The following is a 25,607-nucleotide window of genomic DNA, read 5'->3' as shown; positions in this document are numbered from 1 at the left end:
GACACGTAGGCGGCGGGCGGGGCGGCGGAGACGGCCTGCCATAGCTAAGCGATCGCTATCGATTGCTAAGCTATGAAGATGGAGCCGCCCACCACGCCGCCGACCCCGCGCGAGGAGCGGATCGCCGCGGCGCTGCGCCAGATCAGCGCCGGGTTCGCGGCCCTGGCCGACGCCGTCGCGGCCGACCCCGCCGAGCCCACCGAGGAGAGCCGCTACCGCGGGCTCATCTCCGAATGGGGCCGGCAGGGCCTCACCAGGGCGGAGGCCAGCGCGCTGTTCCGCAAGCACGGCTTCTCCCCGCAGGCCGCGGGCGGCTGGGTCCGCGGCGACTGGCTGGAGGTCCGCGACGACGGCCGCCGCTACCTCACCGAGCGCTCGCTCCGCTGGCGGGCGGAACAGGAGGACCCCGAATGACCGTCGCCGCCGAACCGTTCAGCGTCCGGATGGAGGTCCGCGTCTACGAGATCGACCCGCAGCTGCACCTCAACGGGGGCTTCTACGTCCAGTACGCCGACCACGCGCGCTTCGCCTGCGTGCAGGCCGCCGGGGTGTCCATCCAGGACCTCGTCGGCGGCGGCTTGGGGCCGGTCAATCTGGAGACCGTCATCAAGTACCACCGCGAGCTGCGCGGCGGCGACCAGGTCGACGTGACCTGCGAATGGGAGTGGGGCGGCGGCAAGACCTACCGCGTCCGCCACGAGTTCCGGCGCTCGGACGGCACCGTCGCCGCCGAGGTCGCGCACGTCAGCGGCCTGCTCGACCTCGGGACGCGGCGCCTCGTCGCCGACCCCCGCGAAGCGTGGCGCACCCGGGCGAGCAGGCCGGAGCTCCTCGGCCTGGCCTGAGGTCCCCGGTCCGTCCGCTAGACGAGGCGGCGGGCGGCCGCCCAGCGGGACAGCTCGTGCCGGTTCGACAGCTGGAGCTTGCGCAGCACGCTGCTGACGTGCGTCTCCACCGTCTTCACCGAGATGAACAGCTCCTTGGCGATCTCCTTGTAGGCGTAGCCGCGGGCGATCAGCCGCAGCACGTCCCGCTCCCGCTGGGTGATCTGGTCCAGCTCCGGGTCGACCGCCGGGACGTCCGTCGCCGCGAACGCGTCCAGCACGAACCCCGCGAGGCGCGGCGAGAACACCGCGTCGCCCTCCGCGACGCGGCCGATCGCGTCCGTCAGCTCCGGGCCCGAGATCGTCTTGGTGACGTAGCCGCGCGCGCCGCCCCGCACCACCCCGATCACGTCCTCCGCCGCGTCCGACACCGACAGCGCCAGGAACCGCGACGGCACCACCCCGTTCAGCCGCCGCAGCACCTCGATGCCGCCGCCGCCGGGCAGGTGCACGTCCAGCAGCACCACGTCCGGGGTCGTCGCGCGGATCACCGACACCGCCTCGTCGACGTCGCCGGCCTCCCCGACGATCTCGACGCCGCCGCCGAGCTCCGCCTTCACCCCGGTCCGGAACATCTGGTGGTCGTCGACCAGCACGACCCGCTTCAGCTCGCTCACGCCTTCTCCATTTCCAGCCGGACCTCGGTGCCCTCCCCCGGGGCGGTGCGGACGGTGGCCTTGCCGCCGTTGCGCTCCATACGTCCGATGATGGACCCCCGGACGCCCATCCGGTCCTCCGGGACCTGATCCAGGTCGAATCCCTTCCCCCGGTCGCGGACGAAGATGGCGACCTTCTCCCCCTCCACCTCCGCGTACACCGACACCGACGGCGACTCCGCGTACTTCGCGGCGTTCACCATCGCCTCCCGCGCCGCCTGCAGCGCCGCGCCCAGCCGGTCGTCCAGCTCGGTGTCGCCGACGCACACCACCTCGATCGGCACGCCGTGGTCGTCCTCGACCTCGCCCGCCGCCGCCTTGATCGCGGCGGCGAACGTCTGGTCCGGGTCCGAGCGCGGCTGGTAGAGCCACGTCCGCAGGGTCCGCTCCTGCGAGCGCGCGAGCCGCTGCACCTCCCGCGCGTCGTGCGCGTTCCGCTGGATCAGCGTCAGCGTGTGCAGCACCGAGTCGTGGATGTGCGCCGCCAGCTCCGCGCGCTCCTGCGACCGGACGCGCTCGGCGCGCTCGGTGTCCAGGTCCTGCCAGAGCCGCACCACCCACGGCGTCACGATCAGCGTCACCCCGGTCAGGATGATCAGCATCGCGATGACGACCGAGCGGGCCTGCCCGACGTCCACCCGCTGCGCCACGAACCCGCCGATGCCGCCGACGACCAGCAGCAGCCCGAGCAGGCTGCGCAGCCAGCGCTGCCGCAGCGGCAGCACCCACCGCTGCCGCTGGTCCCGGTCGGCCTGCTGCCACAGGATCGCGACGCCGACGCCGCCGAGCACGAACGGCCAGATCGCCCACTGCATCAGCCCGCCCGCCTCGCCCGCCGCCCCCCACGGCAGGGCGGCCAGGCCGAGCGTGACCGCGGCGTAGGCGGCGAGCTGCCCCCAGTCGCGGCCCCGCCGCACCGCCGCGCCCTCCCGCGCGGGCACCAGGATCCAGAACGCGCCGTACGCGGCGAGCCCGAGCCCGCTCGCGATCGTCAGCAGGACGAACGCCGACCGGACGATCAGCACGTCCACGCCGAGGTGCGCGGCGAGCCCGCGCGCCACCCCGGCGACGAGCCGCCCTTCCGGCATCCGTTCCAGCCGCGCCCCCTCGGGCCCGGCCGGCGGCGCGGCCGTCACCCCGCCCGCCGCCCCCGCGTCCTGCGGGCCTTCGCCACGTACTCCCACGTCACCGATCGTCACACGCCTCGCGCCGCCCCGCATCAGGGCCGCACCCCGATTTCCCTCAGGGTCGCCCTCGCGGCCCGCCCGTCAGGAGTCGAACCAGACCACCAGGCGGACGTCGTCCGGCGCGGTCCGCTCGGCGAGCGTCTCCATGACCCGCCAGACGTGCCGCCACGCCCCGTCCGGCGGCACCACGTCGCGGCGGCGGAGGGTCACCGCCCGGAAGACGAGGTCGCCGAGTTCGAACTCCTGGCCTTCGGACCAGCGCACCCGGCCCTCCAGAACGTCCTCGTAGGACGCACCGGTCGCCTCCATGAGGCTCGGCCCCCAGAGGCTCTTTCCCATGGGCTCCAGAGTGCCGTCGGGTCGGCGGAGGTACTGGCGCAGCCGCTGGTCGGCGCTCTCGGCGGGCTCGTCCCAGTCCACCCTCGCCACCTCGGCCCAGCTGATCCAGGTCGCGTCGTGGTGCTCCCAGCTCTCGGCCGCCTCCCGGACGGCGTCGGACACGTCCTCGGGCAGCCCCCGCCCGGCCGCCAGCGGACGGAACGAGGCGTAGTTGCGCACCCCGAACAGGCAGCCGAACGCGTCGTAGTGCCGATCGTCGTAGAGCAGGTCGAGGTCCATGGCGGCGCGCCATGACCCGGACGCGTCCGGCCGGAGGGGCCGTTCGCGGCACTCGATGTATCCGCTGATATCGGTTCCCATGCCGCGATCGTCGCAGTGCCGTCAATCCGTTTCCGCCGGCCGGGTTCGCGGCGGCGAGGGCGCCATATCCGGGACGGGTCAGGGTCGTCCCCGATACCGGGGGGTGGCGGGAGCGGACACGATGGTGGGCATGGTCGAGGAACGGAACGCCGGCGAGCGCCGGCGGCTGGCACGGAATCCGGAGCGGCGCGTGCTGGCCGGGGTCTGCACCGGGCTCGGGCGGTACACGGGGATCGACCCCGTCGTCTTCCGCGTGGGGTTCGGGCTGCTGGTCCTCGCGCACGGGCAGGGCGTCTTCCTCTACATCGTCGCCGCCCTGCTGATGCCGTCGAGCCCGGGCGAGTCGTCGCCCGCGGAGCGGCTGTTCCGCCGGTGGTTCGACGCGCCGGCCGTGCTGTCGGCGCTCGGGGCGCTGCTGTGCGTCGGCGTCGCGCTCAGCCTGTTCGGCGGCGTGTCGACGGACTCGATCGCCGTGCTGGTGGTGTTCGGGCTGGTCATGCTGGTCGCCCACGCGCGGGGCGTCGACCTCGTCGGCGCGGCCAGGTCCCTGCCGGAGCGGTTCGCCGGGCACCCGCCGGGCCCGTCCGGCGAATGGGCCTCGGCGGCGAGCGTCTCGCTGGAGAAGGAGGCGCCGGTCCGGACGGGCGGCGGCCTTCCCGAGGGAATGATCGACCTCGCCACGTTCGGGCGCTCCCGCACCGCGGAGCGGCCGGCGGAGCCCTGGGACGAGGCGCCCCCGCCGGAGCGGCGGCGCGAGCGCCCGAAGTCGCCCGCGGCGACGATCACGCTGCTGGCGGCGATGGCCGCCGGCGCCGCGCTGATCCCCGTCGCCCGCGGGTACCCGGCGCCCGAGGCGGCGCTGATCGTCATGGCGCCCGCGCTCGCGGTCGTCGGGCTGGGACTGATCGTCGGCGGCTGGTTCCGGACGCGCGGCCTCGCCGCCGCGGGGACCCTGCTCGCCCTGTCGCTGCTGGCCGCCTCGGCCGCGGCTGACCTGCCGGAGAACCTGAAGTACGGCGACATGGAGTGGCGGCCGATGAACGCGACCAGCACGCACCAGGAGTACCGGATCGGTGTAGGCCAGGGCACCCTGGACCTGACCGCGCTGCCGCTGTCCACGGGCCAGCGCGTCTCGGTCGACGCCCGCGTGGGCCTCGGCGGGATGGAGGTCAAGGTGCCGCAGGGCGTCCGGGTCCGGCTGGACGCCCGGATCGCGCTCGGCGACCTGCGCATCGAGTACCGCACCACGAGCGGCCCGAACGCCAAGGTCGTGCGGGTGCTGGAGCCGGAGGGGACGGCCGTGAAGAACCCGCCCGAGATCGACCTGCGCATCCGCGGCAAGGTCGGGGACGTGGACGTGCACCGTGTCTGAGGGGCGTCGAAGGTTCGACCCGGCCGGGCCGGTCACCGGGATCTTCTTCCTCGCGCTCGCGGGGATCTTCCTCGCGGACGGGCTGTCCGGCGGGGACGCCGTCGAGGCGGCGGTGATGGCGCCGGTCGTGCTGATCGGGCTGGGGGTGGTCGGGACCGTCAGGGTGCTGACCCGGGCCCGCCGCAGGCGGCTGAGGTGACGGGAGTCACCCCGGTGGCCGGGAACATCCGCTCCGGGGGCGGCTGTTCGAAGGATTCGTGAAGTTCTCCGGGAAGAGCGTCCTGCTCGTGGCGCGGCTGCACGTGGACCTGTGCCGCCTCGCCAGCGTGCTGTGTAGCCGCTGAGCCTCTCCGCGCCCACCGCTCGTCCCCATTTCACAGCCGGTCCACGGCTGCCCTGGAGAACCCCTCGATGAATCCGCGTGTCTGGAAATGGCAGTTCTGGCAGCAGATCGTGCTGTCGCTGGTGCTCGGCGTCGCCGCCGGCGCCCTGATCAACAACTTCGGCGGCGGCGAGAAGACCGCCGCCGACTGGCTCGACCCGTTCGGTGACGTCTACGTCAGCCTGCTGAAGGTCGTCGTGGTGCCGCTGGTGTTCGCCGCGATCGTGGTGAGCGTCGGCCGGCTCCGGGGGGTCGGCAGCGTCGCGCGGCTCACCGCGAAGACCCTCGGCTGGTTCGTGGTGACCTCAGCGATCGCGACCGCGATCGGGCTGACCGTCGCACTGCTGATCAAGCCGGGCCAGGGGCTCGGGAAGCTCGCCAGCGAGTCCGCGACCACCGACCCCGTCACCTGGACGCAGGTGCTCCACAACCTGTTCCCGTCCAACATCGTCAAGGCGATGGCGGACGGCAACGTGCTCGGCGTCGTGACGTTCGCGGTGCTGTTCGGCGCGGCGCTGGTCGCGATCGGGCCGCGCGGCGAGCGGCTGACGAGCCTCATCGACGACCTGTACGTCGTGATGCAGAAGGTCGTGTGGTGGGTCGTGCGGCTCACCCCGATCGGGTCGTTCTTCCTGATCGGCTCGGTCGTGGCGACCTACGGGCCGAGCTCGCTCGCGCCGCTGGCGAAGTTCACCGGCGCGATCTACCTGGCCGTCGCGATCATGCTGCTGGTCGGGTACCCGGTGCTGCTGCGCGTGTTCGGGCGGGTGAGCCCGCTGAAGTTCCTGCGCAACTCCTGGCCGGCGATCCAGTTCGGCTTCGTGTCGTCGTCCTCGCTGGCGACGCTGCCGATCGCGCAGCGGGTGTCGATCGAGCGCAACGGCGTCCAGCGGGAGTACGCGAACTTCGCGCAGCCGCTCGGCGCGACGATCAAGTTCGACGGCTGCGGTGCGATCTACCCGGCGGTCGCGGCGGTGTTCGTCGCCCAGTACACCGGCGTCCACCTGGGCGTCGCCGACTACGCGCTGATCGCGCTGGCCGCGGTGATCGGGCAGCTCGGCACCGGCGGCACGCCCGGCCCGGCGCTGGTCGCGCTGACGCTGACCCTCACCACGGTGGGGCTGCCGCTGCAGGCCGTCGGCTACCTGATCGCGATCGACAAGGTCATCGACATGGCCCGGACGGCGCTGAACGTCACCGGCCAGCTCACCGTCCCGGTGCTGGTCGCGCGGTCGGAGGGGCTGCTGGACGAGGCCGTGTTCAACGGCCCGCCGAAGGAGCTGACGTCGGCCCCGTCCACGCCGGACGGGACCGGCGGGACCGGCGGGACCGAGGAGGCGCCGGCCCGCGACCGCGCGGCCGAGCCCGTCCCCGCCTGACCGGCTTGTGCCGGGGGCGCGGGAAGCGCCCCGCGCGCACACCGCCCCTCCCACCACGGGGAACGCCCGCACCGGACAGGTGCGGGCGTTCTCTGTGTGACCCGTGCCGCACCGCCGGGACATCCCCCTCCGGTGGGAACGCGAAGTAGTGTGATCCCAACGGCAGGTGATCGGGGATCGAGGTGTGATGGCAGGGCAGCCCGGTGTCCCGGAGGCCGGCGGCACGGACGTGCTGCCGGGCTCGCGGTCCGCCCTGGATCCCGGCCGCGCGATCAAGCCGGGGCGGCACGGGCTGTCGCCCGAGACGGTCGCCGGCATCCAGCGCGAGCGGCTCATCGACGCGTTCGTGCAGGTGGTGTCGGAGCGCGGGTTCGCGCACACGACGATCGGGCGGGTGACCGAGGGCGCGGGCGTCACGAAGAAGACGTTCTACACGCACTTCACCGATCTCGACGACTGCTTCCTGGCCGCCTACCAGCGCGGCATGGACATCCTGCTGCGGCGGATGACCGAGGCGTACGAGGCGGCGCCGTCGTGGCCGGACGGGATCCGGGCGGCGCTGCGCAGGATGCTCGCGATCCTCGCGGCGGAGCCGCGGTTCGCGCGGGCGTCGCTGGTGGAGGTGAACGCTGCGGGCCCGCAGGTGCGGCAGGCGCGGATCGACAACCTCGCCCGGTTCCGCGGGTTCTTCGAGGACCCGTCGCTGCCGCCGGTCCCGGTCGCGGTGATCGACGCGATCGTGGGCGGGATCTACAGCGCGATCCACGTGCAGATGGAGACGGGCGAGGCGGAGGAGCTGCCGTCGCTGCTGCCGGCCCTCACCTATTTCGTGCTGCTGCCGCTGATCGGCCGCGAGGCGGCCTCCCCCTATCTGACCAGCGAATACTGACGCAGTCGCTCTCTTCGCAGGTCCGGGACACGCGCGCCGCGGTCCCGGTTGTCCCGCTGACCGGATGCGGACGAGGATCGCCGATCCCGTTGACGTGAAAAACCTACGGGTTTCTAGTGTCCAGTGGATCTTGTGTGTGCGCGATCACTTCTCATCCGCCTCGGGGGACTTCGTCAAGGGAGGCGATGGCATGCGCCATCGGCACAGCAGGACGGGGTCGCTGGCGCTGGCCGCGATCCTCGGGATGACCGCCTTAGCCGCCTTCAGCGCACCCGCGGCCTCCGCCGACACCGGCGGAGTGACCGAGACCGCGCTGCCCGTCGGGGACGTCGTGCCGGTCGGCATCGCCGCCGGCGCCGACGGGGGCGCCTGGTTCGCCGCGAACGCCGGCGGCATCGGGCACGTCGACGCCGGCGGCAAGGTCACCGAGTACCCCGTTCCGGACAACTCGCAGAAGCTGGCGGGCATCCCCGACGGGATGGCCACCGGATCGGACGGCACCGTCTGGTTCACCGACCTGTCCGGCGTCGTCCCGCGCGTCGGCCGCGTCGACGCCGCCACCGGCAAGTCCACCCTCTACGAACTTCCGACCACCGGCGACGTGAACTTCGCCAACGCGCAGGTCTCCGGCATCACCGCCGGGCAGAACGGCGCGATGTGGTTCACCGGCGGCTACTCCGGAGCCCTCGGCAGGATCGACCCGTCGGGGAACGTCACCGCCTACGCCACCGGCCTCGCCCCCGCCACCGTCACCCTCGGGCCCGACCAGGCCGTCTGGTTCACCGACAAGTCCGGCTCCATCGGCCGGCTGGACCCCGCCACCGGCGCCGTCACCTCCTACCAGACCCCGTCCGGCGGGAACGGGTCGCCGGCGCTCGGCGGCATCGTCGCCGGCCCGGACGGCAGGCTCTGGTTCACCGAGCCCGGCGTGAGCAAGGTGGGCAGCATCGACCCCGCCACCCACGAGATCCAGGAGTACGGCACCCCCATCGCCGACTCCCGCCCGTTCGGCATCGCCGCGGGCAAGGACGGCAGGCTCTGGGTGACCGAGTCCGCGACCAGCAACGTCGCGAGCGTCGACCCGGTGAGCGGCGCGATCCAGGAGTACGGGCTGCCGAAGACGCTCTCCGCGCCCGCCGAGATCACCGCGGCGCCCGGCGGCGACCTGTGGATCACCGAGCCGGGCCGCGGGCTGATCGGCCGCTTCGACCCGTCCGCGCCGCCGGCCGCCAACCCGAACCCGGCCGTCCCCGCCTTCTCCCCCGGCGCCTACCCGAACGGCGCCGCCGCGTTCATGAACCGCTGCCCGGCCGGGCAGATCTGCCAGACGCAGGTCACCACCGGCGGCACCGTCACCATCGGCTCGTTCAAGCAGACGCTCCCGGCCGGCGCGATCCGCATCACCGGCTACCTCGGCGCCGCCGACGGCACCGGCGACCCGGTGCTCGCCCCGCCGGTCGTCGGGCAGCAGCTCGAGTCCGCGCCGGTGGACGTGCCCGGCGGCCTCATCGGCCAGCTCCCGCTCATCGGCCCGATCCTCGGCCAGTCGCCCGCCGCGATGTGGGACGTCAACAAGCTGACGGTCACGCAGTCCCTCAACGGCCCGATCCACGTGTCGCTGGACGGCGGCGGCATCGGCGCGAAAGCGTCGCTGAACATCCACCTCAACAACCAGCTGCTCGGCTCGTCCTGCGTGATCGGCCCGCTGAACGCGAGCCTGTCCCCCACGTTCAGCGCGGGCTCCCCGGCGTTCGACGACTCGATCTCCTGGATCGCCGCGCAGGTCTCGATCAGCGCGCCGGTCGCCGTGCCCGCCGCTAAGGGCTGCGGCCCGTTCGGCATCCTCGACGGCGTCATCAACCAGATGATGGGGCTGCCGTCGCCCGAGTCGAAGAACTCCATGTCGCTCACCGGCGTGCTGAGCCTCGCGGGCGGCATCAACCCGAGCAACGTCCCGGTCGGGCTCGCCCCGTCCGCCACGGCCAAGGCGAAGGCGTCCCAGTTCCTCAAGAAGGCCCGGACGGCGAAGAAGCCCGCGCACGTCGCCAAGGCCCCGAAGAAGGTCACGCTCCGGCTGAAGGCCCGGCACTGACCTCACCGCACCACCGAAGGAGCGCACATGCGGAGGTCCGCCCTCGCCGGTCTCGCCGTCCTGGCCCTGCTGGCGTCCGGCTGCAGCGGCTCGGACGACGGCGCCGCGCCGTCCGGCGGGGGCACCGCTCCGTCCGGGGGCGCCTCCCGCAGCGCTCCGCTTCCGACCAGGCCCGGGGCGGTCGTCACCAACGGCGTCCGCCCCGGCGCGGAGAAGAAGACCGCGCTGGACGGCACCTGGACGTCCGCGAAGGGCGGCGAGAAGGTCGCCCTCTACCTCTACCGGGGCGCGGCCGCGCTGAACTCCCCCGGGTTCTGCACCGGCACCATCGACGCGTCCGCGCGGATCGAGCTGACCTGCGCGAAGGGCTCCCGGACCCGGACGAGCGGCCGCGCCGTCCTGCGGTCCGGCGCGCTCGTCGTCAGCTGGCGGAACGGCCCCCGGGACACCCTCCACCGCCGCTGACCCGCACGGGCCTTCGCGGCGCCCGCGCGGTCGCCTGCTAGGCGGCGTGGAGGCTGACGGCGAAGGCGGGGCCCGGGTTCGTGAACGTCTGCGGGCCGCCGTGGACGCGGATCCGGTTGGCGCGCAGCGGCCGCTCCGTGACGCCGTCCGCGGCGATCGCGACCTCCGCCAGCTCGCCGGCGATCAGCGTGCTGACCTGCCCGTGCACGGTCGCGCCGTGGCCGGGCGGCCATGTCGTCAGCCACAGCCGCACGCCGTCCGGCGTGTCCAGCGCGACGCGGACCGGGCCGGCCTCGTCGAAGACGAGGCGGCGCCACCAGCCGGACGGGTGACCGGCCAGTTCGCGGACGCGGGCGGCGAGCTGCCCGACGGTGGGCGGGCGGGCGGTGACGGTGCGGCCGTGCGGGTCGTCCTGGCCACGCATAGTGAGATCGGGAACCATGTCCTGGATGTCCTGGTGTGAGCCGGATCCGGGTGAGCGCCACCCGGGAGCAACGGGATGATCAGCGGCTACAGGCAGGACACAGCGCGCTGGCCACGCGGCGGAGGGCCACGGGGCTGTCGGCGGGAACGCGCGCTGGCATGGAAACAAGGAGACACTCCGTGACCAACGGTTGTCAAGCCGAACGCCTCCGTTCACCCGCCGTGCACCCCTGATCCGTCCCGGTCCGTCACCATCCGTCCGGTAACGGATCAAGGAACGGAGTCTGCGATGGACCGGCGGACCGTGCTGCGCGGTGGTCTCGTGACGACCGCGGGAGCGGCTTTTGCCCTGCTGAACGACGGCCCGGCGGGCGCGGCCGGCCTGCTGCGGACGGGCCGCCCGCGGCTCACCCACGGCGTGCAGAGCGGCGACGTCACCGCGAACGAGGCCGTGATCTGGGCGCGTTCGGACCGGCCCGCGCGGATGCTCGTCGAGATCGGCGACCGCCCCGACTTCCGCGGCGCCCGGACCCTCCGCGGCCCGGTCCTCACCCCGGACACCGACCTGACCGGCAAGGCGTTCCTGCGCGGCCTGCCGCCCGGCCGCGAGCTGCACTACCGGGTCCGGCTGGACGGCCTGGACCGGGGCCCGGCGTCCGAGCCGGTGGCCGGCCGGCTGCGCACGGCGCCGCGCACCCGCCGCGACATCCGGTTCGTCTGGTCCGGCGACCTCGCCGGGCAGGGCTGGGGCATCAACCCCGACCTCGGCGGCTACCGCATCTTCAAGGCGATGGCCGCGGTCGACCCCGACTTCTTCCTGTGCAGCGGCGACCTGGTCTATTCGGACGGCCCGCTCTCCGAAACGGTGAAGCTGCCGGACGGGTCGACGTGGCGCAATCTCACCACCGCGGAGAAGTCCGCCGTCGCACAGACCCTCGCCGAATACCGCGGCCAGTTCCGCTACAACCTGGAAGACGCCAATCTCCGCGCGTTCAACGCCCAGGTCCCGATGCTGTACCAGTGGGACGACCACGAGACGCTCAACAACTGGTACCCCGGCGAGATCCTGGACCTGCCGCAGTACACGGAGAAGCGGGTGGACGTGCTGTCGGCGCGGGCCCGCCGCGCCGCCTTCGAGTACACGCCGATCGCCATTCCGGCGGCGAAGGGCGGGCGCATCTACCGCAAGATCTCCTACGGTCCGCTGCTCGACGTGTTCATGCTGGACATGCGCACGTACAAGTCGCCGAACGACGCGGACGACTCCCCGACGCAGCGCGACGGCCTGCTCGGCGCCGAGCAGGCCGCCTGGCTGAAGAGCGGGCTCCGCCGCTCCCGCGCCACCTGGAAGATCATCGCGAACGACCTGCCCATCGGCCTCGTCGTCCCCGACGGCACCGCGCAGGAGGCGGCCGCGCAGGGCGACGGCGGCGCGCCGCTCGGCCGCGAGCGCGAGATCGCCGGGATCCTCTCCGACATCAAGAGGAACCATGTCCGCAACACGGTCTGGCTGACGGCCGACGTCCATTACACGGCCGCCCATTACTACGACCCGTCCAAGGCGGCGTTCAAGGACTTCGACCCGTTCTGGGAATTCGTCTCCGGCCCGCTGAACGCCGGCGCCTTCGGCCCGAACGCCCTCGACGGCACGTTCGGGCCGGTCGCGAAATTCGTCCAGGCGCCGCCGCACGCCAACACCTCGCCCGCCGAGGGCTACCAGTTCTTCGGCGAGGTCGACATCGACGCGGATTCCGCGGCGCTCACCGTCCGTCTGCGCGACCTGGACGGAAAGGTCCTGCACACCGAGACGCTGAACCCCGCCCGCTGAAGGGCTCCGGAGGCCGCGCTCCCGGCACGGCGCGGCCTCCGGCGGCCGGTGGCGGTCAGCGGGTGATCAGGACGTACGCGATCACGGTGAGCACCGCCGTCACGATCAGGTACCTGGTGAACACGTAACGCACATACCCCGCAGATCGGGGCACAGTCCACGACCTGGGATCATCGTCCCTGTGAACCCCGTGCGCACCCTCGTCCCGCCCGTGGCGGCGCTCGCCCTGTGCCTCCTCGTCCCCGGCTGTTCCGGCGGCGGAGGCGACCACCGGAAGGCCGACTGCGCGAAGATCACCGCTGCCCTGCGCACCCCGGCGAAGTCGGACGACGTCCAGGGGATCATCGACGCCCTGCGCCGCGTCCGGCCGAAGCTGAAGGACGACCACCTGGCCGGGCAGGTCGACGTCGTCCTGGACGTGGGCGCGAAGCTGAAGAAGAGCGGCGGCGACGAGACCGGCCGGAACCTGCTGTCCGACTCCGAGGCGATCCGCTTCAGCAAGGCGACCGACGACATCACCAAGACCTGCGGCACCCCGTCCCCCTGACACCACGCCGGACCGGCCGCTCACCCGGCCCACCGACCCGTTCCGGCGGCCCGCTCCGGCGGCCCGGTATCGGCGGTAACCCGCGCGGGCTCCGCGGACCTTTAGGGGTGAGGGGCCCCATCTCGGGTTTGGAGTCGGAGTGGCGGACGATGCGGCGGAACGGTTCACGGTGCTGTTCAGACGGCACCACGCGCGTGTGCGGGCGTACGTGCTGCGCAGGACGGACGAGGCACGCGCGGACGACGTGGTGGCGGAGGCGTTCACCGCGGCGTGGCGGCACATCGACCGGCTGCCCGAGGATCCACTGCCCTGGCTCTACCGGGCGGCGCACAACTGCCTGAACAACGACCGGCGGTCCCGGCGGCGGCGCGACCGGCTGGCCGGGCGGCTGGCCCTCCACCACGAGGACGCGCCCGACCACGCGGCGGGCGTGGTCGAGGAGGTGCGGCTGCGGGAGGCGCTGTGGCGGCTGCCGGACGCCGACCGCGAGGCGCTGATGCTGGTCGGCTGGGAGGACCTCGACCACCCTTCGGCCGCCTTCGTGGCGGGCTGCTCCGCGGCGGCGTTCAAGGTGCGGGTGCATCGCGCCCGTAAACGCCTGGCCGCCCTGCTCACCGACGACACCAGTCCCGCAGAGGAGGCGGCACGATGAACGACCTGGACGGCCTGCTGGCCGCCGCGAACCCGGTGCGCGCGGAGGACATGGAGTACGGGGAGCGGGAGGAGGCGGTGCTGCGGGGCATCACCGCCCGGCGGCGCGGCCGGTGGCGCCCGAGGTGGAGCCCGCGGCCGCGGGCGAGGTGGGCGCTGCCCGGAACGGCCGCCGCCGTGGCGGCGGTGGCGGCCGCGGCGGTGGTGGCGTGGAACGCGCTGACGCCCGAGCCCATCCCCCGGCAGCGGTTCGTGACGTCCGGGCCGGCGCACGCGGTGCTGATGGCCGCGGCGGAGAAGGCCGACCGCACCGAGCCGAAGCGGTTCTGGCACGCGGAGGGCGAGGTAGGGCAGCTGATCCAGCGCGACCACCGCGGCCACCGGTACACGCTGCTCGCGACGTTCCCCACGGAGACATGGCTTCCGCGCGACCCGGTCGACGGGGACGGTGTGCACTCCTACGACATGGGCGCCGTGCGGCTGCGGCCGGTGAGCCCGGCCGACGCCCGGGAGTACCGGCTGGACGGGTCGCCGCAGCCGAACGAGAACCCCGACCCGGACATGGGCATCGCGATCCCGGACGTGCCGGAGGGCCCCCGGCCCGACGACCGGGTCTTCGAGGGGGACCCGGCGCGGCTGCCGACGGACCCGGCGCGGCTGCGGACGGCGATGCTGACCTGGATCCGCGACCACGGCGGCCTGCCGAAGGACCCGGACGCGTGGCTGTTCCGGGAGGCGCCCGGCCTGCTCAGCGATCCGGTGTCGCAGCCGTCGCAGGCGCTGCGGGCGGCGGTGTACCGGATGCTCGCGGGGCTGCCGGGCGTGCGGAACCTCGGCACGGTCCGCGACCCGCTCGGGCGTCCGGCGCTCGGCGTCGCGATGGACGAGACCACCCGCGACCTCGGGACCCTTCAATGGCAGATCATGCTCAGCCCGTCCGAGGACTTCCTGATGGCGAGCCGGGCCGTGGTGGTGCGGCCGGGGACGGCCAACAGCCTGGTGCCCGCCGGGAGCGCGCAGTACTACACGGTGCAGCGGACGGCGGGGTGGACCGACACCCCGCCGGCGCAGAAGCTGCCCGGCGCGCGGCGCTGAGCGGTCAGGACTTCCGCTTGAGCCAGCCTTCCAGGCCGTCGAGGATCCGTTCGAGGCCGAACTCGAAGCTGACGTCCGGCTCGACGCGGATGGTCGGGTTCTCCCGCCACCAGGCGGCGTAGCTGGGGTAGTCGTCGGCGACGCGCTCCACGAACGGGCGGAGCTGCTCGACGAGGTCGGCGGGCGACTTCCCGGCGTCGCGGGTGGCGCGCTCCAGCGCCGCGTCGGACATCGCGTAGCCGATGGCGTGCGACATCAGCAGGTTGCTCGCCCAGCTGACCTCCGCGCCGGACAGGCCGGCGGCGGTCAGCAGCGCGATGGTGCGGTCGCTGACCCGCATCGCGTTCGGGCCGATGGCGGGGTGGTTGCCGAACAGGCCGAGCACCCAGGAGTGGCGGAGCAGGACCGCGCGGAAGGCGCGGACGGTCCCGGCCGCCGCCTCGCGCCAGCCGACCTGGTCCGGGTCGGGGATCTCGACCTCGCCGAGGATCTCGTCGACGACGAGTTCCAGCAGCTCGTCCTTGTTGGCGACGTAGAAGTACATCGAGGTCGCGCCCGCGCTGATGCTGGCGGCGAGGCGGCGCATGCTGAAACCCTCGATGCCCTCGGCGTCCAGCAGCGCGACGGCGGCGCCGACGATCTCCTCGCGGCTGAGCTGCGGGCGGCCCCGGCGCGGACGGCCGGGGCGCAGCCAGACCGAGCCGGCGACGGGATCGGTTTCAGAGGCCATGCGACGTCCTTCTGACCAGGGGATGCTCGGCCGCCCCAGATTATCGGTTGACGAACGCCGTACCAAAGTTAGTACAGTGTGCGAAAATTCGATCGCCGTACGAACGGGGATGCCATGTCCGCCCGAAATCCGCGCCGCTGGGTGATCCTCGGCGTGCTCTGCCTCAGCCTTCTCGTGGTGGTCATCGACAACACGGTGCTGAACGTCGCGATCCCGTCGCTGGTCGAGGACCTGCACGCGAGCAACTCCGACATCCAGTGGATCCTGGACGCCTACATGCTGGTGTTCGCCGGGCTCCTGCTCACCGCGGGCGCCCTGTCGGACCGGTTCGGGCGCCGCCGCGGCCTCGTCACCGGCCTCATCCTGTTCGGCGGCGCGTCCGGCCTCGCCGCGCTGGCCGACTCGTCCGGCGAGCTCATCGCCGCGCGGGCGCTGATGGGCATCGGCGGCGCGTTCCTGATGCCCGGCACCCTGTCGATCCTCACCACCGTCTTCGACGACGAGGAGCGCAAGAAGGCCCTCGCCATCTGGAGCTCGGTGCTGATGGTCGGCGCCGTCGCGGGCCCGCTGGTCGGCGGCCTGCTGCTGCGCGACTTCTGGTGGGGCTCGGTGTTCCTGCTGAACATCCCGATCGCGGTCCTCGGGGTCGTCGCCGCGCTGCTGATCATCCCCGAGTCGCGCGGCCCGGCCGTCCGCCCGGACGCGGTCGGCGCCGTGCTGTCGACCGCCGGGATGACCGCCCTCGTGTGGGGCGTGATCGAGACCGCGCGGGACGGCTGGTCGTCCGGCCGCACCATCGGCGGGTTCGTCGTCGCGGTCGTCACGATCACCGCGTTCGTGCTGTGGGAGCGGCGCTGCGCGGAGCCGATGCTGCCGATGGGCCTGTTCCGGGACCGCAACTTCAGCGGCGCCAGCCTCTCGGTGGTGCTGATGTCGTTCTCGGCGGGCGGGCTGCTGCTCGCGCTCACCCAGTACCTGCAGTTCGTCCTGGAGTACAGCCCGTTGAAGGCGGGCGCCTCGTTCATCCCGCTGATGGTCGCCGCGATGGCGTTCAACGGGGTCGGCGTGGTGGTCGACAAGAAGCTCGGCGCCCGCGTCGCGGTGGCCGCCGGCCTGCTGCTGCTCGCGGCCGGCTTCGGCGTGCTGGCGACGCTGTCGCCCGGCGACGGCTACCCCAAGCTCGTCGTCGCCCTCGTCGTCATGGGGATGGGCAGCGGGACGATGGGGCCCGCGGCGTACGGGACGCTGCTCGGCGCGCTGCCGCCCGAGCGCGCCGGCGTCGGCTCGGCGGTCAACGACACCGTCCAGCAGGTCGGGCAGGCGCTCAGCGTCGCGGTGCTCGGCAGCGTCCTGGCGGCGGCGTTCTCCAGCCACATGCCGGACGGCGTGACCGGCGCGGCACGCGAGTCCATCGGCGACGCGCTCGCGGTCGCGGCGGCCAAGGGCGACGCCGGGCTCGCGGCGGCGGCGCGCGACGCGTTCACCGACTCGATGGCCACCATCGCGGTCGTCGGCGTGGTCGCCGGCGTCGCCGCGGCCGTGCTGGCGTTCCTCGTCCTGCGCCCGGCCCCGTCGGCGCAGCAGGACGCCCCGAGCGCGCCGGTCGACGTCGCCCCCTAGACGACGCCTTTTACAAATCACCATATGCCACTTCATTACCGGCGATGCATGACCGGTTTTTAGTGGACCGCTACATTCACTTTACCCCTCCTATACGTTCTGGATGAGTAACTAATCGCGACGCGGAATAGCGACACATCCGCGTTGTTCGAGGCGTGACAGTTCCCCCGGCCCGGTGCCCGCGCGGCACCGGCCTGCCACACCCCAGAACAGAGGAGTGATACGTGAATTACGGAGACGAGCTACGACGCGAGATCATGTCGGAGGGGGTCACCCCGCTCATCGGAGTGTTCGACATGTTCTCCGCCTCCGTCGCCGCGAAGCACTACGACGGCCTCTTCGTGTCCGGATTCGGGTTCGCCGCGTCGCACTACGGGCTGCCCGACATCGGCTTCATCGCCTGGCCGGACCTCGTCGCGTTCGTGCAGCGGCTGCGGCTCGCCTTCCCCGGCCGGCACCTGCTGGTCGACATCGACGACGGGTACGTCGACCCGGAGGTCGCCTGCCACGTCGTCGAGCAGCTGGAGATGATCGGCGCGTCCGGCGTCATCCTGGAGGACCAGCAGCGGCCGCGCCGCTGCGGGCACGTCGACGGCAAGCGGATCCTCCCGCTGCCGGAGTACCTCGAGAAGCTCGACATGGTGCTGCGCACCCGCGGCGACCTCGTGGTGGTCGCCCGCACCGACGCCACCGACGAGGACGAGATCCTGCGCCGCGCGCAGGCCCTCGCCGAGACCGACGCGGACGTCGTCCTGGTCGACGGCGTCCGCAGCGTCGACTGGATCCGCCGGGTCCGGTCGGTGATCGGCGGCAAGCCGCTGCTGTTCAACCAGATCGCGGGCGGCAAGTCGCCGCGCATCTCGCTGCCCGAGCTGACCGAGCTCGGCGTGGACGTGGCGATCTACAGCACGCCGTGCCTGTTCGCCGCGCAGAGCGCGATGGACGCGGCGCTGCTCGAACTGAAGGGCGCCGACGGCCGGCTGCCCGAGATGACGCCGGACGCCGTCGGCGTCAAGGAGTCCATCGAACTGCTCGAACGCAACATCAGCCGGCACCACCGGCCGAACGGCCGGAAGATGGCGGGCACCCCCGCCTGAGCCTTCCGAACACCGGCATTCGCCCATCGCGGTGATTCCCCATCCGGGAGTCGCCGCGATGTTTCGTCCTTGCACGGTTCCCGTCCTTCACGGGTTCCTTTTCGCACGAATTCCGCCGTCCACGGGATCCGTCTTCCACGTGATTCGCCGTCCGCGAATTCCACCCGTCCACGAATTCCACCCGTCCACGAATAAAGGGGTCACCATGCGCATGCTCACCAGGCTTCTGGTCCTGTCCGCCCTCACCTGCGCCGCCGCGGCCGCGACGGCCGGCGTCACCTGGGCGTCCACCTCCCCGTCCGCCCCGGCGGCCCCGGCCGCGCACGGGGACAGCCTCGTCAGCGCGTTCAACAACACCGGCGACGACGCCGGCGACGACAGCTGGCTGGAGATCGACCGCTCGTTCAACCTCGCCAAGGGCGACGGCAGCCCGGGCAGCGACATCATCAACGAGGTCAGCGGCGCGTCCAGCGGGATGTCGCCCGGGTCCGCGAACGGGTCGCTGTCCGGCACCTCGACGACCACGTCCCCGCCGCAGTCGGACGACGAGTGACGTCCGGGACGGCGCCCGCGCACCGGCCGGGCGCCGTCCGCTCACCCGCGGGTGACGATCGGGCGGCCCTTGGGGCAGGTCAGACGGTGTCGAGGTGATTAGGGCGGAAAACCGGAAAAGTAGGGGGCATCCGATTACGGTCGGTTGGTGATCGCCCACGGAACGGGGGCGGTCGCGACCGGCGAGGAGTGACAGTGACCCCCGAAGCACGAACGGACGCCGCGGAGGCGTCGCATATGGACCGGGTCGACGTGAACCCCGGCGTCGACCGCGCGACGGAGCCCGACGAGGACCGGGTCCTGCTCGAGCTGTACGGAGAGCCCGACGAGGACGGCATCCACCGCGGGGAGGGGCTCTCATGACGGCGGCGAGCATGCTGGCAGAGGCCCGCAAGTCCCTCGGGATGTCGGGCCGTCCGAACACCATCACCAAGGAGTACGCCGCCCGGCACGGGGACGAGTTCCTCAAGGCGTCCTGGTGCGACATGGCGATCACCTACTGGGCGCGGCACAGTGGCAACGCGGACGCCGTCCTGCTCGGCGGCGACCGCGCCTACACCGTCTGGCACGCCGAGGACTTCCAGAAGGCCGGGCGCTGGCACGCCGGCACGGCCGCGCGGGTCGACGCGGCGAAGCCGGGCGACATCGTCTTCTTCGACTGGGGCGCGTCCAACAGCATCTCCGCGATCGACCACGTCGGCGTGGTCGAGAAGGCGCTCGGCGGCGGACGGGTCCAGACGATCGAGGGCAACACCTCCGACGCCTGCAAGCGCAGGGTGCGCGGCGCGGACGTGATCGCGGGCTACGGACGGCCCGACTACAACGGCGACGACTGGACGGAGGCCATCGTGAACAAGCTGCCGCAGGTGAGCAAGGGCGACACGGGCGAGCACGTCGAGAGCGTGCAGGGGCTGCTGCTGGCGCGCAGCCACCCCGAGGTGTCCGTCAACGGGCGCTTCGACGACACCACGGAGGCGGCGGTGAAGGCCGTCCAGAAGTGGGGCGGCGTCACGGCGGACGGGGTCGTCGGGCCGGACACCTGGCCGGTGCTGCTGCGCGTGCACTAGGACCGAAACTCCCCCGGTCCCGGGACAAATAAGCCACGTCGGGGTCTAGTACGCGATTCAACCGCGGCATACCTTCGTAAGGTCGCATGTCGCGGAGCGGTTCCGGCAGGCACGCCGCGGAGTGCTCCAGAGAGGCGGGGCCCCGATGACGTGGCCGAACCAGCGCGCTCCGCCCGGGGACGTCCTCTCTCCGGTCCACCCCGAGACGTCCCTGGGAGAAACGCATGCCACGTATCCGTGTCGAGGTCGACGGTGCGACGTACGAGGACGACGTCGAACCGCGGCTTCTTCTCGTCCACTATCTGCGCGACCGGCTGGGGAAGGTCGGCACCCCCGTGGGGTGCGACACCAGCAACTGCGGAGCCTGCACCGTCCTGATGGACGGCATGAGCGTCAAGAGCTGCTCCGTGCTCGCCGTCCAGGCCGACGGCCGTGACGTCACGACCGTCGAAGGGCTGGGGATCGGCGGCGCGGAGCATCCGATGCAGCGCGCCTTCCACGAGGAGCACGCGCTCCAGTGCGGCTACTGCACCCCCGGCATGATCATGGCGTCGATCGATCTGCTGCGGGAGAACCCCGACCCGTCCGAGGAGGAGGTCCGGGACGGGCTGGAGGGCAACCTGTGCCGGTGCACCGGCTACCAGAACATCGTGAAGGCCGTCCGGCGCGCCGCGGCGGAGATGCGGACGCCCGCGCAGGAGCGGGAGGTGACGCCATGACCGCGACGGCCGAGGGCCGCCCCGCGAAGGAGATGGGCTCGCCCCGGAAACGGTCGGAGGACGCCCGGCTGATCACCGGGCGGACGAAATGGACCGACAACATGGCGCCGGCGGGGGCGCTGTACGTGGCGTTCCTGCGCAGCCCGCACGCGCACGCGCGCATCGCCGGGGTGGACGTCGCGCAGGCGAGGAGCCGCCCCGGGGTGGTGGCGGCGTTCAGCGGCGCCGACTTCGCGGACGAGCAGGGGGCGCTGCCGTGCGCGTGGGTCGTCACCGAGGACATGAAGCATCCGGACCATCCGCCGATGGCGGTGGACGAGGTCCGGTACGTGGGCGAGCCGGTGGCCTGCGTGGTCGCGCGCGACCGGTACGCGGCGTTCGACGCGCTGGAGGAGATCGACGTCGACTACGAGCCGCTGCCCGCCGTGGTGGACATGGAGGCGGCGGTCGCGGACGGCGCCGACCTGGTCCATGAGGACCTCGGCACGAACACCTCGTACACGTGGGTGTTCGAGAACGGGGACCTGGACGCGGCGATGCGGGACGCCCCGGTCGTGCTGGAACGCCGGTACGTGCAGCAGCGCCTGATCCCGACGGCGATGGAGCCGCGGTCGGTGCTGTGCGTCCCGGAGGGCGACGAGTTCACGCTGTACTCGGCGACGCAGATCCCGCACATCCTGCGGCTGATGCTGGCGACGGTCACCGGGATCGGCGAGCACCGGATCCGGGTCGTCGCGCCGGACGTGGGCGGCGGGTTCGGGTCCAAGCTCCAGGTGTACGGCGAGGAGGTCCTCGCGCTGCTGCTGGCGCGGCGGCTGGGCCGTCCGGTGAAGTGGACGGAGTCGCGCAGCGAGGGGAACATGACCGTCCACCACGGCCGCGACCAGATCCAGCGGCTGACGCTCGCGGCGGAGCGGGACGGGCGGATCCGGGGCCTGAAGGTGGAGCTGCTCGCCGACATGGGCGCCTACCTGATGCTGGTGACGCCGGGCATCCCGCTGCTGGGCGCGTTCATGTTCAACGGCATCTACAAGATGGACGCCTACTCCTTCACGTGCTCGGGCGTGTTCACGACGAAGACGCCGACGGACGCGTACCGGGGCGCGGGGCGCCCCGAGGCGACGTTCGCGATCGAGCGGCTGATGGACGAGCTGGCCGCCGAGCTCGGCATGGACCCGATCGAGGTGCGGCGCCGCAACTGGATCGCGCACGAGGAGTTCCCGTACGACACGATCGCCGGCCTCACCTACGACAGCGGGAACTACGAGGCGGCGACGGACAAGGCCCTGGAGCTGTTCGAGTACGACAAGCTGCGCGCCGAGCAGGCGGACCGGCGGGAACGCCATGACCCGGTGCAGCTCGGCATCGGGGTGTCGACGTTCACGGAGATGTGCGGGCTGGCGCCGTCGCGGGTGCTGGGGTCGCTGTCCTACGGCGCGGGCGGCTGGGAGCACGCGTCCGTCCGGGTGCTGCCGTCCGGGAAGGTCGAGGTCGTCACGGGGTCGTCCGCGCACGGGCAGGGCCACGAGACGGCGTGGGCGCAGATCACCGCGGACCGGCTCGGCGTCCCGTTCGAGGACGTGAAGGTGCTGCACGGCGACACGGCCGTGTCGCACAAGGGCATGGACACCTACGGGTCGCGGTCGCTGGCGGTCGGCGGGATGGCGCTGTACTCGGCGTGCGACAAGGTCGTCGACAAGGCCCGGAAGGTCGCCGCGCACCTGCTGGAGGCGTCCGAGCAGGACCTGGAGTTCGAGAACGGGCGGTTCGGCGTCCGGGGCGTCCAGCAGGAGGGCCGGACGCTGCAGGAGGTCGCGCTGGCCGCGTTCGCGGCGCACGACCTGCCGGACGGGATCGAGCCGTCGCTGGACTCCGACGCGACGTTCGACCCGGACAACTTCTCCTTCCCGCACGGCACGCACCTGTGCGCGGCCGAGGTCGACACCGAGACCGGGATGGTGAGGATCCGCAAGTACGTCGCGGTGGACGACGTCGGCAAGGTCGTGAACCCGCTGATCGTCGAGGGGCAGGTGCACGGCGGGCTGGCGCAGGGCATCGCGCAGGCGCTGTACGAGGAGGCCGTGTACGACGCGGACGGCAACCTCACGACGACGACGATGGCCGACTACCTGATCCCGTCGGCGGCGGACCTGCCGCCGTTCACGACCGACCGCACCGAGACGCCCGCGACGTCCAACCCGATGGGTGTGAAGGGCGTCGGCGAGGCGGGCACGATCGCCTCGACCCCGGCGGTCGTGAACGCGGTCGTGGACGCGCTGCGCCCGTTCGGCGTGGACGACGTCCCGATGCCGTGCACGCCGGAGCGCGTGTGGCGCGCGCTCCGCGCGGAGTCCACGCCCGACACGGCCGAGCCCGGCGCGGGCGGCGGCCTCGGATCGGCCGGAGGTGCCCAGTGATCCCCGCGACGTTCGACTACGTGCGGCCCGCGTCGGTGGACGACGCCGCGCGGGCGCTGGCCGACGCGGGCGAGGACGCGAAGGTCCTCGCCGGCGGGCAGAGCCTGATGCCGCTGCTGCGGATGCGGCTCGCCTACCCCGACGCGCTCATCGACCTCGGCCGGCTGGACGGGCTGCGGGAGATCCGCGACGACGGCGGCGCGGTGGTCATCGGCGCCATGGCGACGCACCACCAGGTGGTCGGCGACCCGCTGGTGCGCGAGCACCTGCCGCTGCTCGCGCGGGCGACGGAGACGGTCGCGGATCCGGCGGTCCGGCACCGCGGCACGTTCTGCGGGTCGCTGGCGCACGCGGACCCGGCGGGCGACCTGCCGGCGGTCGCGCTGGCGCTGGACGCGGTGCTGCTGGCCCGGTCGGTGCGCGGCGAGCGGGAGATCCCGGCGGCGGAGTTCTTCGTCGACTGGATGACCTCGGCGCTGGAGCCGGACGAGCTGCTGGTCGGCGTCCGGGTGCCGAAGCTCGGCGCGGGCTGGGGCGTGCACTACGAGAAGTTCCACCGGACGGCGCAGGCGTGGGCGATCGTGGGTGTCGCCTGCGCGGTGCGCCGGTCGGGGGACACCGTGGAGGACGCCCGCGTCGCGCTGACCAACATGGGGCCGGCGCCGGTCCGGGCGAGCGGGGTCGAGGAGGCCGTCCGGGGGCGGGCGGCGTCGCGGGAGGCGTTCCAGGCCGCCGCCGCGCGCGCCGCCGAGGGCACCGAGCCGCCCGCGGACCTGCACGGCTCCGCCGAATACCGGACGCACCTGGCGTCCGTGCTGACCGCGCGGGCGCTGAGCGCGGCGGCGAACGTATGAGCGGCCCGGCTCGGCGGGTGCGCGGGACCGTCCCCTCGCACGCGGCGCGCGGCTGAGTCGTGGCCGTGCGGCCGGGTCCCCGCGCCCCGGGGCCCGGCCGCGCGGCCGCCCGTGCCGCCGCGAGTGTGGGGACACCCCGCACTGGCGGCGCCCGGGTGATCGCCGTAGGGTCGCGAGGAAGTACACCGGACGATAAGGACCATGATCATGGAGCTCGACCACGAATTCACCGTCCCCGTGCCGGTGGATCGGGCCTGGTCGGTGCTGCTCGACGTGGAGCGCGTCGCGTCGTGCATGCCGGGCGCGACCCTCGACTCGGTCGACGGCGACGAGTACGCGGGCCGGATGAAGGTGAAGGTCGGCGCGATGACCATCACCTACCGGGGCACCGCGCGCATCGTCGCGGCCGACGAGTCGTCCCGCACCGTCACGATGGAGGCCGCCGCGAAGGAGGCGCGCGGCTCCGGCACGGCGTCGGCGACCGTCCAGGCGAAGCTGCGCCAGCAGGAGGACGGCACGACCCTGGTGTCGGTGCGCACCAAGCTGAACGTGACGGGGCGGCCCGCGCAGTTCGGCCGCAACATCCTGTCCGAGGTCGGCTCGAAGATCATCGCGCGGTTCGCGAAGGCGCTCGCGGCGGAGCTGGAGTCGCCGGCCGAGCCGGAGGCCCCGGAGGCTCCCGTGGCCGAGGCCGCCGCGACGGCCCCGCCCGCGGCGCCCGTGCAGGAGGAGACCGCGCCGGAGCCGGAGGCTCCGGCCGAGGAGCCGGCGCCGGAACCCGAACCGGCCGCCGAGAAGGCCCCTGAGCAGGCCGCCGAGAAGGCCGCCGAGCCGGTGAAGCCCGCCGAGCCGGTGAAGCCCGCCGAGCCGGAACCGGCGAAGGCGGAGGTGGCGCGGCCCGTGCCGGCCGCGCCGCGGCACGCGGCGCCGTCCGAGCGGCCGCCGCTGCGGCTCGCGCGCGACGACGACGCGATCGACCTGCTGGAGGTCGCCGGGCCGTCGCTGGTGAAGCGGGCCGTCCCGGCGGCGGGCGGGCTCGTCGTGCTGCTGCTGGTGATCCGCTGGCTGGTGCGGCGCCGCAGGCGCTGACGGCCCGCCGAGGCTCGGAGCCGGTTCAAGCGCGGGTCAACGATCGGCATGCGATCGGCGACGACGGTGGAACGCGCCGCCGCGATGGCGTGGCCTTGTCCCGTGGACACGATCGAGCTGCAGCGGATCTCGGGGATCGAGCACGACAACTGGTGGTACCGGGAACGGCGCGCGATCGTCTCCGGTGAGCTGCTGCGCTTCAGCGTGCCCGGTACGGCCGTCGACGTGGGCGCCGGGGCGGGCGCGGACGCGCGGATGCTGGCCGGGCACGGCTGGCGGACGACCGCCATCGACCTGAACCCGGGCGCGGTCGCGCTCGCGCGCGCACACGGCGTCGAGGCGTACGAAGGCGACGCCCGCTACCTCCCGCTCCCCGGCGGGCAGTACGACCTGGCGCTCGCGATGGACGTGCTGGCGCACATCGACGACCACGAGCGCGCCGCCGCCGAGATCGCCCGCGTGCTGAAGCCCGGCGGGACGGCGCTGGTGTGCGTCCCGTGCGACATGGCCCTGTGGTCGGCTCACGACGTCGCGCTCGGGCGCGTTCGCCGCTACACCCGCGACGCCCTCACCGAGCTCCTCGAAGGCGCCGGCCTGCTGCTGGAGCGGCTGTGGAGCCGCGGCGTGCTGCTGCGCCCCGTGCTGCGCCGGCTCCGGCACCGGACGACGCGCCGCGAGGACCTCGCTCCCCTGCACCCGCTGGCGAACGAGGCCCTGTGGCTGTCGATGGCCGTGGAGCGGCGGCTGCCGCTGTGGTCGTGGCCGGGCACCTGGCTGTTCGCCCGCTGCCGCCGCCCCGGCTGACGCTGCCGCCGCCCCGGCTGACGCTGCCGCCGCCCCGGCTGACCGGACGGCGTTCACCCGCGGCGGGGGGGGGGCGGGGGGGGGGGCGCGAGGGGGGGGGGGGCGGCGG

At 73.1% G+C, this 25,607-nt stretch carries 28 protein-coding genes; 23 read left to right on the top strand and 5 right to left on the bottom strand.

Going from position 1 to position 25,607, the window contains the following annotated elements; translation table 11 throughout:
* Positions 1-78: 78 nt before the first annotated feature.
* Positions 79-414 carry a hypothetical protein gene (locus tag ABT299_RS24430; protein WP_190863327.1) on the top strand — a complete coding sequence of 112 codons (336 nt, stop codon included), beginning with the start codon at positions 79-81 and terminating at the stop codon, positions 412-414.
* Complete coding sequence (locus ABT299_RS24425) at positions 411-845, top strand: acyl-CoA thioesterase (RefSeq protein WP_500252099.1); 435 nt, start codon at positions 411-413, stop codon at positions 843-845. Before ABT299_RS24430 ends, ABT299_RS24425 begins: the two co-directional genes overlap by 4 nt.
* Positions 846-862: 17 nt before the next feature.
* Here ABT299_RS24425 and ABT299_RS24420 read toward each other — a convergent pair whose 3' ends face one another.
* From ABT299_RS24420 to ABT299_RS24410, 3 genes are all read right to left on the bottom strand, one after another.
* Positions 863-1,492, bottom strand: a complete 630-nt coding sequence (locus ABT299_RS24420) for a LuxR C-terminal-related transcriptional regulator (RefSeq protein WP_194737389.1) — start codon at positions 1,490-1,492, stop codon at positions 863-865.
* 5 nt (positions 1,493-1,497) lie between these two features.
* A complete protein-coding gene (locus ABT299_RS24415; RefSeq protein ID WP_206700190.1) occupies positions 1,498-2,628 on the bottom strand; it encodes an ATP-binding protein in 1,131 nt (376 codons plus the stop codon).
* 180 nt (positions 2,629-2,808) lie between these two features.
* A complete protein-coding gene (locus tag ABT299_RS24410) occupies positions 2,809-3,426 on the bottom strand; it encodes a hypothetical protein (protein WP_190863317.1) in 618 nt (205 codons plus the stop codon).
* A 130-nt stretch (positions 3,427-3,556) separates the two neighbouring features.
* Between ABT299_RS24410 and ABT299_RS24405 the strand changes: the two genes are divergently transcribed.
* The 7 genes from ABT299_RS24405 (at position 3,557) to ABT299_RS24375 (ending at position 10,005) form a co-directional block, all read left to right on the top strand.
* Positions 3,557-4,798, top strand: a complete 1,242-nt coding sequence (locus ABT299_RS24405; protein WP_500252098.1) for a PspC domain-containing protein — start codon at positions 3,557-3,559, stop codon at positions 4,796-4,798.
* Entirely contained in the window at positions 4,791-4,997 is a 207-nt protein-coding gene (locus tag ABT299_RS24400; RefSeq protein ID WP_190863312.1) for a hypothetical protein, read from the top strand. Before ABT299_RS24405 ends, ABT299_RS24400 begins: the two co-directional genes overlap by 8 nt.
* 58 nt (positions 4,998-5,055) lie before the next feature.
* On the top strand, positions 5,056-5,142 hold the full coding sequence (locus ABT299_RS24395) for a putative leader peptide (protein ID WP_360747061.1): 87 nt from the start codon (positions 5,056-5,058) through the stop codon (positions 5,140-5,142).
* Between the two features lie 67 nt (positions 5,143-5,209).
* The gene (locus ABT299_RS24390) at positions 5,210-6,559 is read left to right on the top strand and encodes a dicarboxylate/amino acid:cation symporter (protein ID WP_500252097.1); all 1,350 of its coding nucleotides are present in this window, start codon (positions 5,210-5,212) and stop codon (positions 6,557-6,559) included.
* Positions 6,560-6,746: 187 nt separating this feature from the next.
* Positions 6,747-7,448 carry a TetR/AcrR family transcriptional regulator gene (locus tag ABT299_RS24385; RefSeq protein ID WP_190863308.1) on the top strand — a complete coding sequence of 234 codons (702 nt, stop codon included), beginning with the start codon at positions 6,747-6,749 and terminating at the stop codon, positions 7,446-7,448.
* Between the two features lie 190 nt (positions 7,449-7,638).
* Positions 7,639-9,540 carry a Vgb family protein gene (locus ABT299_RS24380; protein WP_500252096.1) on the top strand — a complete coding sequence of 634 codons (1,902 nt, stop codon included), beginning with the start codon at positions 7,639-7,641 and terminating at the stop codon, positions 9,538-9,540.
* A 27-nt stretch (positions 9,541-9,567) separates the two neighbouring features.
* Complete coding sequence (locus tag ABT299_RS24375; RefSeq protein ID WP_190863304.1) at positions 9,568-10,005, top strand: hypothetical protein; 438 nt, start codon at positions 9,568-9,570, stop codon at positions 10,003-10,005.
* Positions 10,006-10,042: 37 nt separating this feature from the next.
* Here ABT299_RS24375 and ABT299_RS24370 read toward each other — a convergent pair whose 3' ends face one another.
* A complete protein-coding gene (locus ABT299_RS24370; RefSeq protein ID WP_500252095.1) occupies positions 10,043-10,429 on the bottom strand; it encodes a cupin domain-containing protein in 387 nt (128 codons plus the stop codon).
* A 288-nt stretch (positions 10,430-10,717) separates the two neighbouring features.
* Between ABT299_RS24370 and ABT299_RS24365 the strand changes: the two genes are divergently transcribed.
* The 4 genes from ABT299_RS24365 to ABT299_RS24350 all read left to right on the top strand — a co-directional run bounded on the left by ABT299_RS24365 (position 10,718) and on the right by ABT299_RS24350 (position 14,549).
* Positions 10,718-12,256 carry an alkaline phosphatase D family protein gene (locus tag ABT299_RS24365; RefSeq protein ID WP_500252094.1) on the top strand — a complete coding sequence of 513 codons (1,539 nt, stop codon included), beginning with the start codon at positions 10,718-10,720 and terminating at the stop codon, positions 12,254-12,256.
* Between the two features lie 181 nt (positions 12,257-12,437).
* Positions 12,438-12,803, top strand: coding sequence for a hypothetical protein (locus tag ABT299_RS24360; RefSeq protein WP_387021706.1), 366 nt, complete (start codon positions 12,438-12,440; stop codon positions 12,801-12,803).
* A gap of 139 nt (positions 12,804-12,942) precedes the next feature.
* Entirely contained in the window at positions 12,943-13,455 is a 513-nt protein-coding gene (locus ABT299_RS24355) for a sigma-70 family RNA polymerase sigma factor (RefSeq protein ID WP_190863295.1), read from the top strand.
* A complete protein-coding gene (locus ABT299_RS24350; protein ID WP_500252093.1) occupies positions 13,452-14,549 on the top strand; it encodes a CU044_5270 family protein in 1,098 nt (365 codons plus the stop codon). Before ABT299_RS24355 ends, ABT299_RS24350 begins: the two co-directional genes overlap by 4 nt.
* 4 nt (positions 14,550-14,553) lie before the next feature.
* Here the strand turns inward: ABT299_RS24350 and ABT299_RS24345 are convergent, their stop codons facing one another.
* Positions 14,554-15,279, bottom strand: a complete 726-nt coding sequence (locus ABT299_RS24345; protein WP_190863290.1) for a TetR/AcrR family transcriptional regulator — start codon at positions 15,277-15,279, stop codon at positions 14,554-14,556.
* A gap of 114 nt (positions 15,280-15,393) precedes the next feature.
* On the opposite strand from ABT299_RS24345, the gene ABT299_RS24340 reads away from it, so the two are divergent.
* The 10 genes from ABT299_RS24340 (at position 15,394) to ABT299_RS24295 (ending at position 25,498) form a co-directional block, all read left to right on the top strand.
* Positions 15,394-16,899 carry an MFS transporter gene (locus ABT299_RS24340; protein WP_500252092.1) on the top strand — a complete coding sequence of 502 codons (1,506 nt, stop codon included), beginning with the start codon at positions 15,394-15,396 and terminating at the stop codon, positions 16,897-16,899.
* A 224-nt stretch (positions 16,900-17,123) separates the two neighbouring features.
* A complete protein-coding gene (locus ABT299_RS24335) occupies positions 17,124-17,996 on the top strand; it encodes an isocitrate lyase/PEP mutase family protein (protein WP_347256949.1) in 873 nt (290 codons plus the stop codon).
* A gap of 205 nt (positions 17,997-18,201) precedes the next feature.
* Positions 18,202-18,549 carry a hypothetical protein gene (locus ABT299_RS24330; RefSeq protein ID WP_387021723.1) on the top strand — a complete coding sequence of 116 codons (348 nt, stop codon included), beginning with the start codon at positions 18,202-18,204 and terminating at the stop codon, positions 18,547-18,549.
* Between the two features lie 194 nt (positions 18,550-18,743).
* Positions 18,744-18,911, top strand: a complete 168-nt coding sequence (locus ABT299_RS24325) for a hypothetical protein (RefSeq protein ID WP_500252091.1) — start codon at positions 18,744-18,746, stop codon at positions 18,909-18,911.
* Complete coding sequence (locus ABT299_RS24320) at positions 18,908-19,615, top strand: peptidoglycan-binding protein (RefSeq protein ID WP_387021726.1); 708 nt, start codon at positions 18,908-18,910, stop codon at positions 19,613-19,615. Before ABT299_RS24325 ends, ABT299_RS24320 begins: the two co-directional genes overlap by 4 nt.
* A 224-nt stretch (positions 19,616-19,839) precedes the next feature.
* The gene (locus ABT299_RS24315) at positions 19,840-20,334 is read left to right on the top strand and encodes a (2Fe-2S)-binding protein (protein WP_190863281.1); all 495 of its coding nucleotides are present in this window, start codon (positions 19,840-19,842) and stop codon (positions 20,332-20,334) included.
* A complete protein-coding gene (locus ABT299_RS24310; protein WP_500252090.1) occupies positions 20,331-22,751 on the top strand; it encodes a xanthine dehydrogenase family protein molybdopterin-binding subunit in 2,421 nt (806 codons plus the stop codon). The genes ABT299_RS24315 and ABT299_RS24310 overlap by 4 nt, the downstream gene beginning before the upstream one ends.
* Positions 22,748-23,605, top strand: a complete 858-nt coding sequence (locus tag ABT299_RS24305) for an FAD binding domain-containing protein (protein WP_190863276.1) — start codon at positions 22,748-22,750, stop codon at positions 23,603-23,605. The genes ABT299_RS24310 and ABT299_RS24305 overlap by 4 nt, the downstream gene beginning before the upstream one ends.
* A gap of 207 nt (positions 23,606-23,812) precedes the next feature.
* Positions 23,813-24,694, top strand: a complete 882-nt coding sequence (locus tag ABT299_RS24300) for an SRPBCC family protein (protein ID WP_500252089.1) — start codon at positions 23,813-23,815, stop codon at positions 24,692-24,694.
* A gap of 102 nt (positions 24,695-24,796) precedes the next feature.
* Positions 24,797-25,498, top strand: coding sequence for a class I SAM-dependent methyltransferase (locus tag ABT299_RS24295; RefSeq protein ID WP_347256948.1), 702 nt, complete (start codon positions 24,797-24,799; stop codon positions 25,496-25,498).
* Positions 25,499-25,607 lie beyond the last annotated feature (109 nt).

This window comes from Spirillospora sp. NPDC000708 (genome assembly GCF_040299565.1).
GTDB lineage: Bacteria > Actinomycetota > Actinomycetes > Streptosporangiales > Streptosporangiaceae > Spirillospora.
The sequence above is the reverse complement of the archived record's forward strand: the minus strand, read 5'-3'. Positions and strand labels throughout refer to the sequence as shown.

Excerpts from the sequence above, each read along its gene's own strand:
- ABT299_RS24430 (WP_190863327.1), top strand. The coding sequence starts at position 79 with ATGGAGCCGCCCACCACGCCGCCGACCCCGCGCGAGGAGCGGATCGCC.
- ABT299_RS24425 (WP_500252099.1), top strand. The coding sequence starts at position 411 with ATGACCGTCGCCGCCGAACCGTTCAGCGTCCGGATGGAGGTCCGCGTC.
- ABT299_RS24415 (WP_206700190.1), bottom strand. The coding sequence starts at position 2,628 with ATGCCGGAAGGGCGGCTCGTCGCCGGGGTGGCGCGCGGGCTCGCCGCG.
- ABT299_RS24410 (WP_190863317.1), bottom strand. The coding sequence starts at position 3,426 with ATGGGAACCGATATCAGCGGATACATCGAGTGCCGCGAACGGCCCCTC.
- ABT299_RS24405 (WP_500252098.1), top strand. The coding sequence starts at position 3,557 with ATGGTCGAGGAACGGAACGCCGGCGAGCGCCGGCGGCTGGCACGGAAT.
- ABT299_RS24390 (WP_500252097.1), top strand. The coding sequence starts at position 5,210 with ATGAATCCGCGTGTCTGGAAATGGCAGTTCTGGCAGCAGATCGTGCTG.
- ABT299_RS24385 (WP_190863308.1), top strand. The coding sequence starts at position 6,747 with ATGGCAGGGCAGCCCGGTGTCCCGGAGGCCGGCGGCACGGACGTGCTG.
- ABT299_RS24380 (WP_500252096.1), top strand. The coding sequence starts at position 7,639 with ATGCGCCATCGGCACAGCAGGACGGGGTCGCTGGCGCTGGCCGCGATC.
- ABT299_RS24375 (WP_190863304.1), top strand. The coding sequence starts at position 9,568 with ATGCGGAGGTCCGCCCTCGCCGGTCTCGCCGTCCTGGCCCTGCTGGCG.
- ABT299_RS24370 (WP_500252095.1), bottom strand. The coding sequence starts at position 10,429 with ATGCGTGGCCAGGACGACCCGCACGGCCGCACCGTCACCGCCCGCCCG.
- ABT299_RS24365 (WP_500252094.1), top strand. The coding sequence starts at position 10,718 with ATGGACCGGCGGACCGTGCTGCGCGGTGGTCTCGTGACGACCGCGGGA.
- ABT299_RS24350 (WP_500252093.1), top strand. The coding sequence starts at position 13,452 with ATGAACGACCTGGACGGCCTGCTGGCCGCCGCGAACCCGGTGCGCGCG.
- ABT299_RS24345 (WP_190863290.1), bottom strand. The coding sequence starts at position 15,279 with ATGGCCTCTGAAACCGATCCCGTCGCCGGCTCGGTCTGGCTGCGCCCC.
- ABT299_RS24340 (WP_500252092.1), top strand. The coding sequence starts at position 15,394 with ATGTCCGCCCGAAATCCGCGCCGCTGGGTGATCCTCGGCGTGCTCTGC.
- ABT299_RS24330 (WP_387021723.1), top strand. The coding sequence starts at position 18,202 with ATGCGCATGCTCACCAGGCTTCTGGTCCTGTCCGCCCTCACCTGCGCC.
- ABT299_RS24320 (WP_387021726.1), top strand. The coding sequence starts at position 18,908 with ATGACGGCGGCGAGCATGCTGGCAGAGGCCCGCAAGTCCCTCGGGATG.
- ABT299_RS24315 (WP_190863281.1), top strand. The coding sequence starts at position 19,840 with ATGCCACGTATCCGTGTCGAGGTCGACGGTGCGACGTACGAGGACGAC.
- ABT299_RS24310 (WP_500252090.1), top strand. The coding sequence starts at position 20,331 with ATGACCGCGACGGCCGAGGGCCGCCCCGCGAAGGAGATGGGCTCGCCC.
- ABT299_RS24300 (WP_500252089.1), top strand. The coding sequence starts at position 23,813 with ATGGAGCTCGACCACGAATTCACCGTCCCCGTGCCGGTGGATCGGGCC.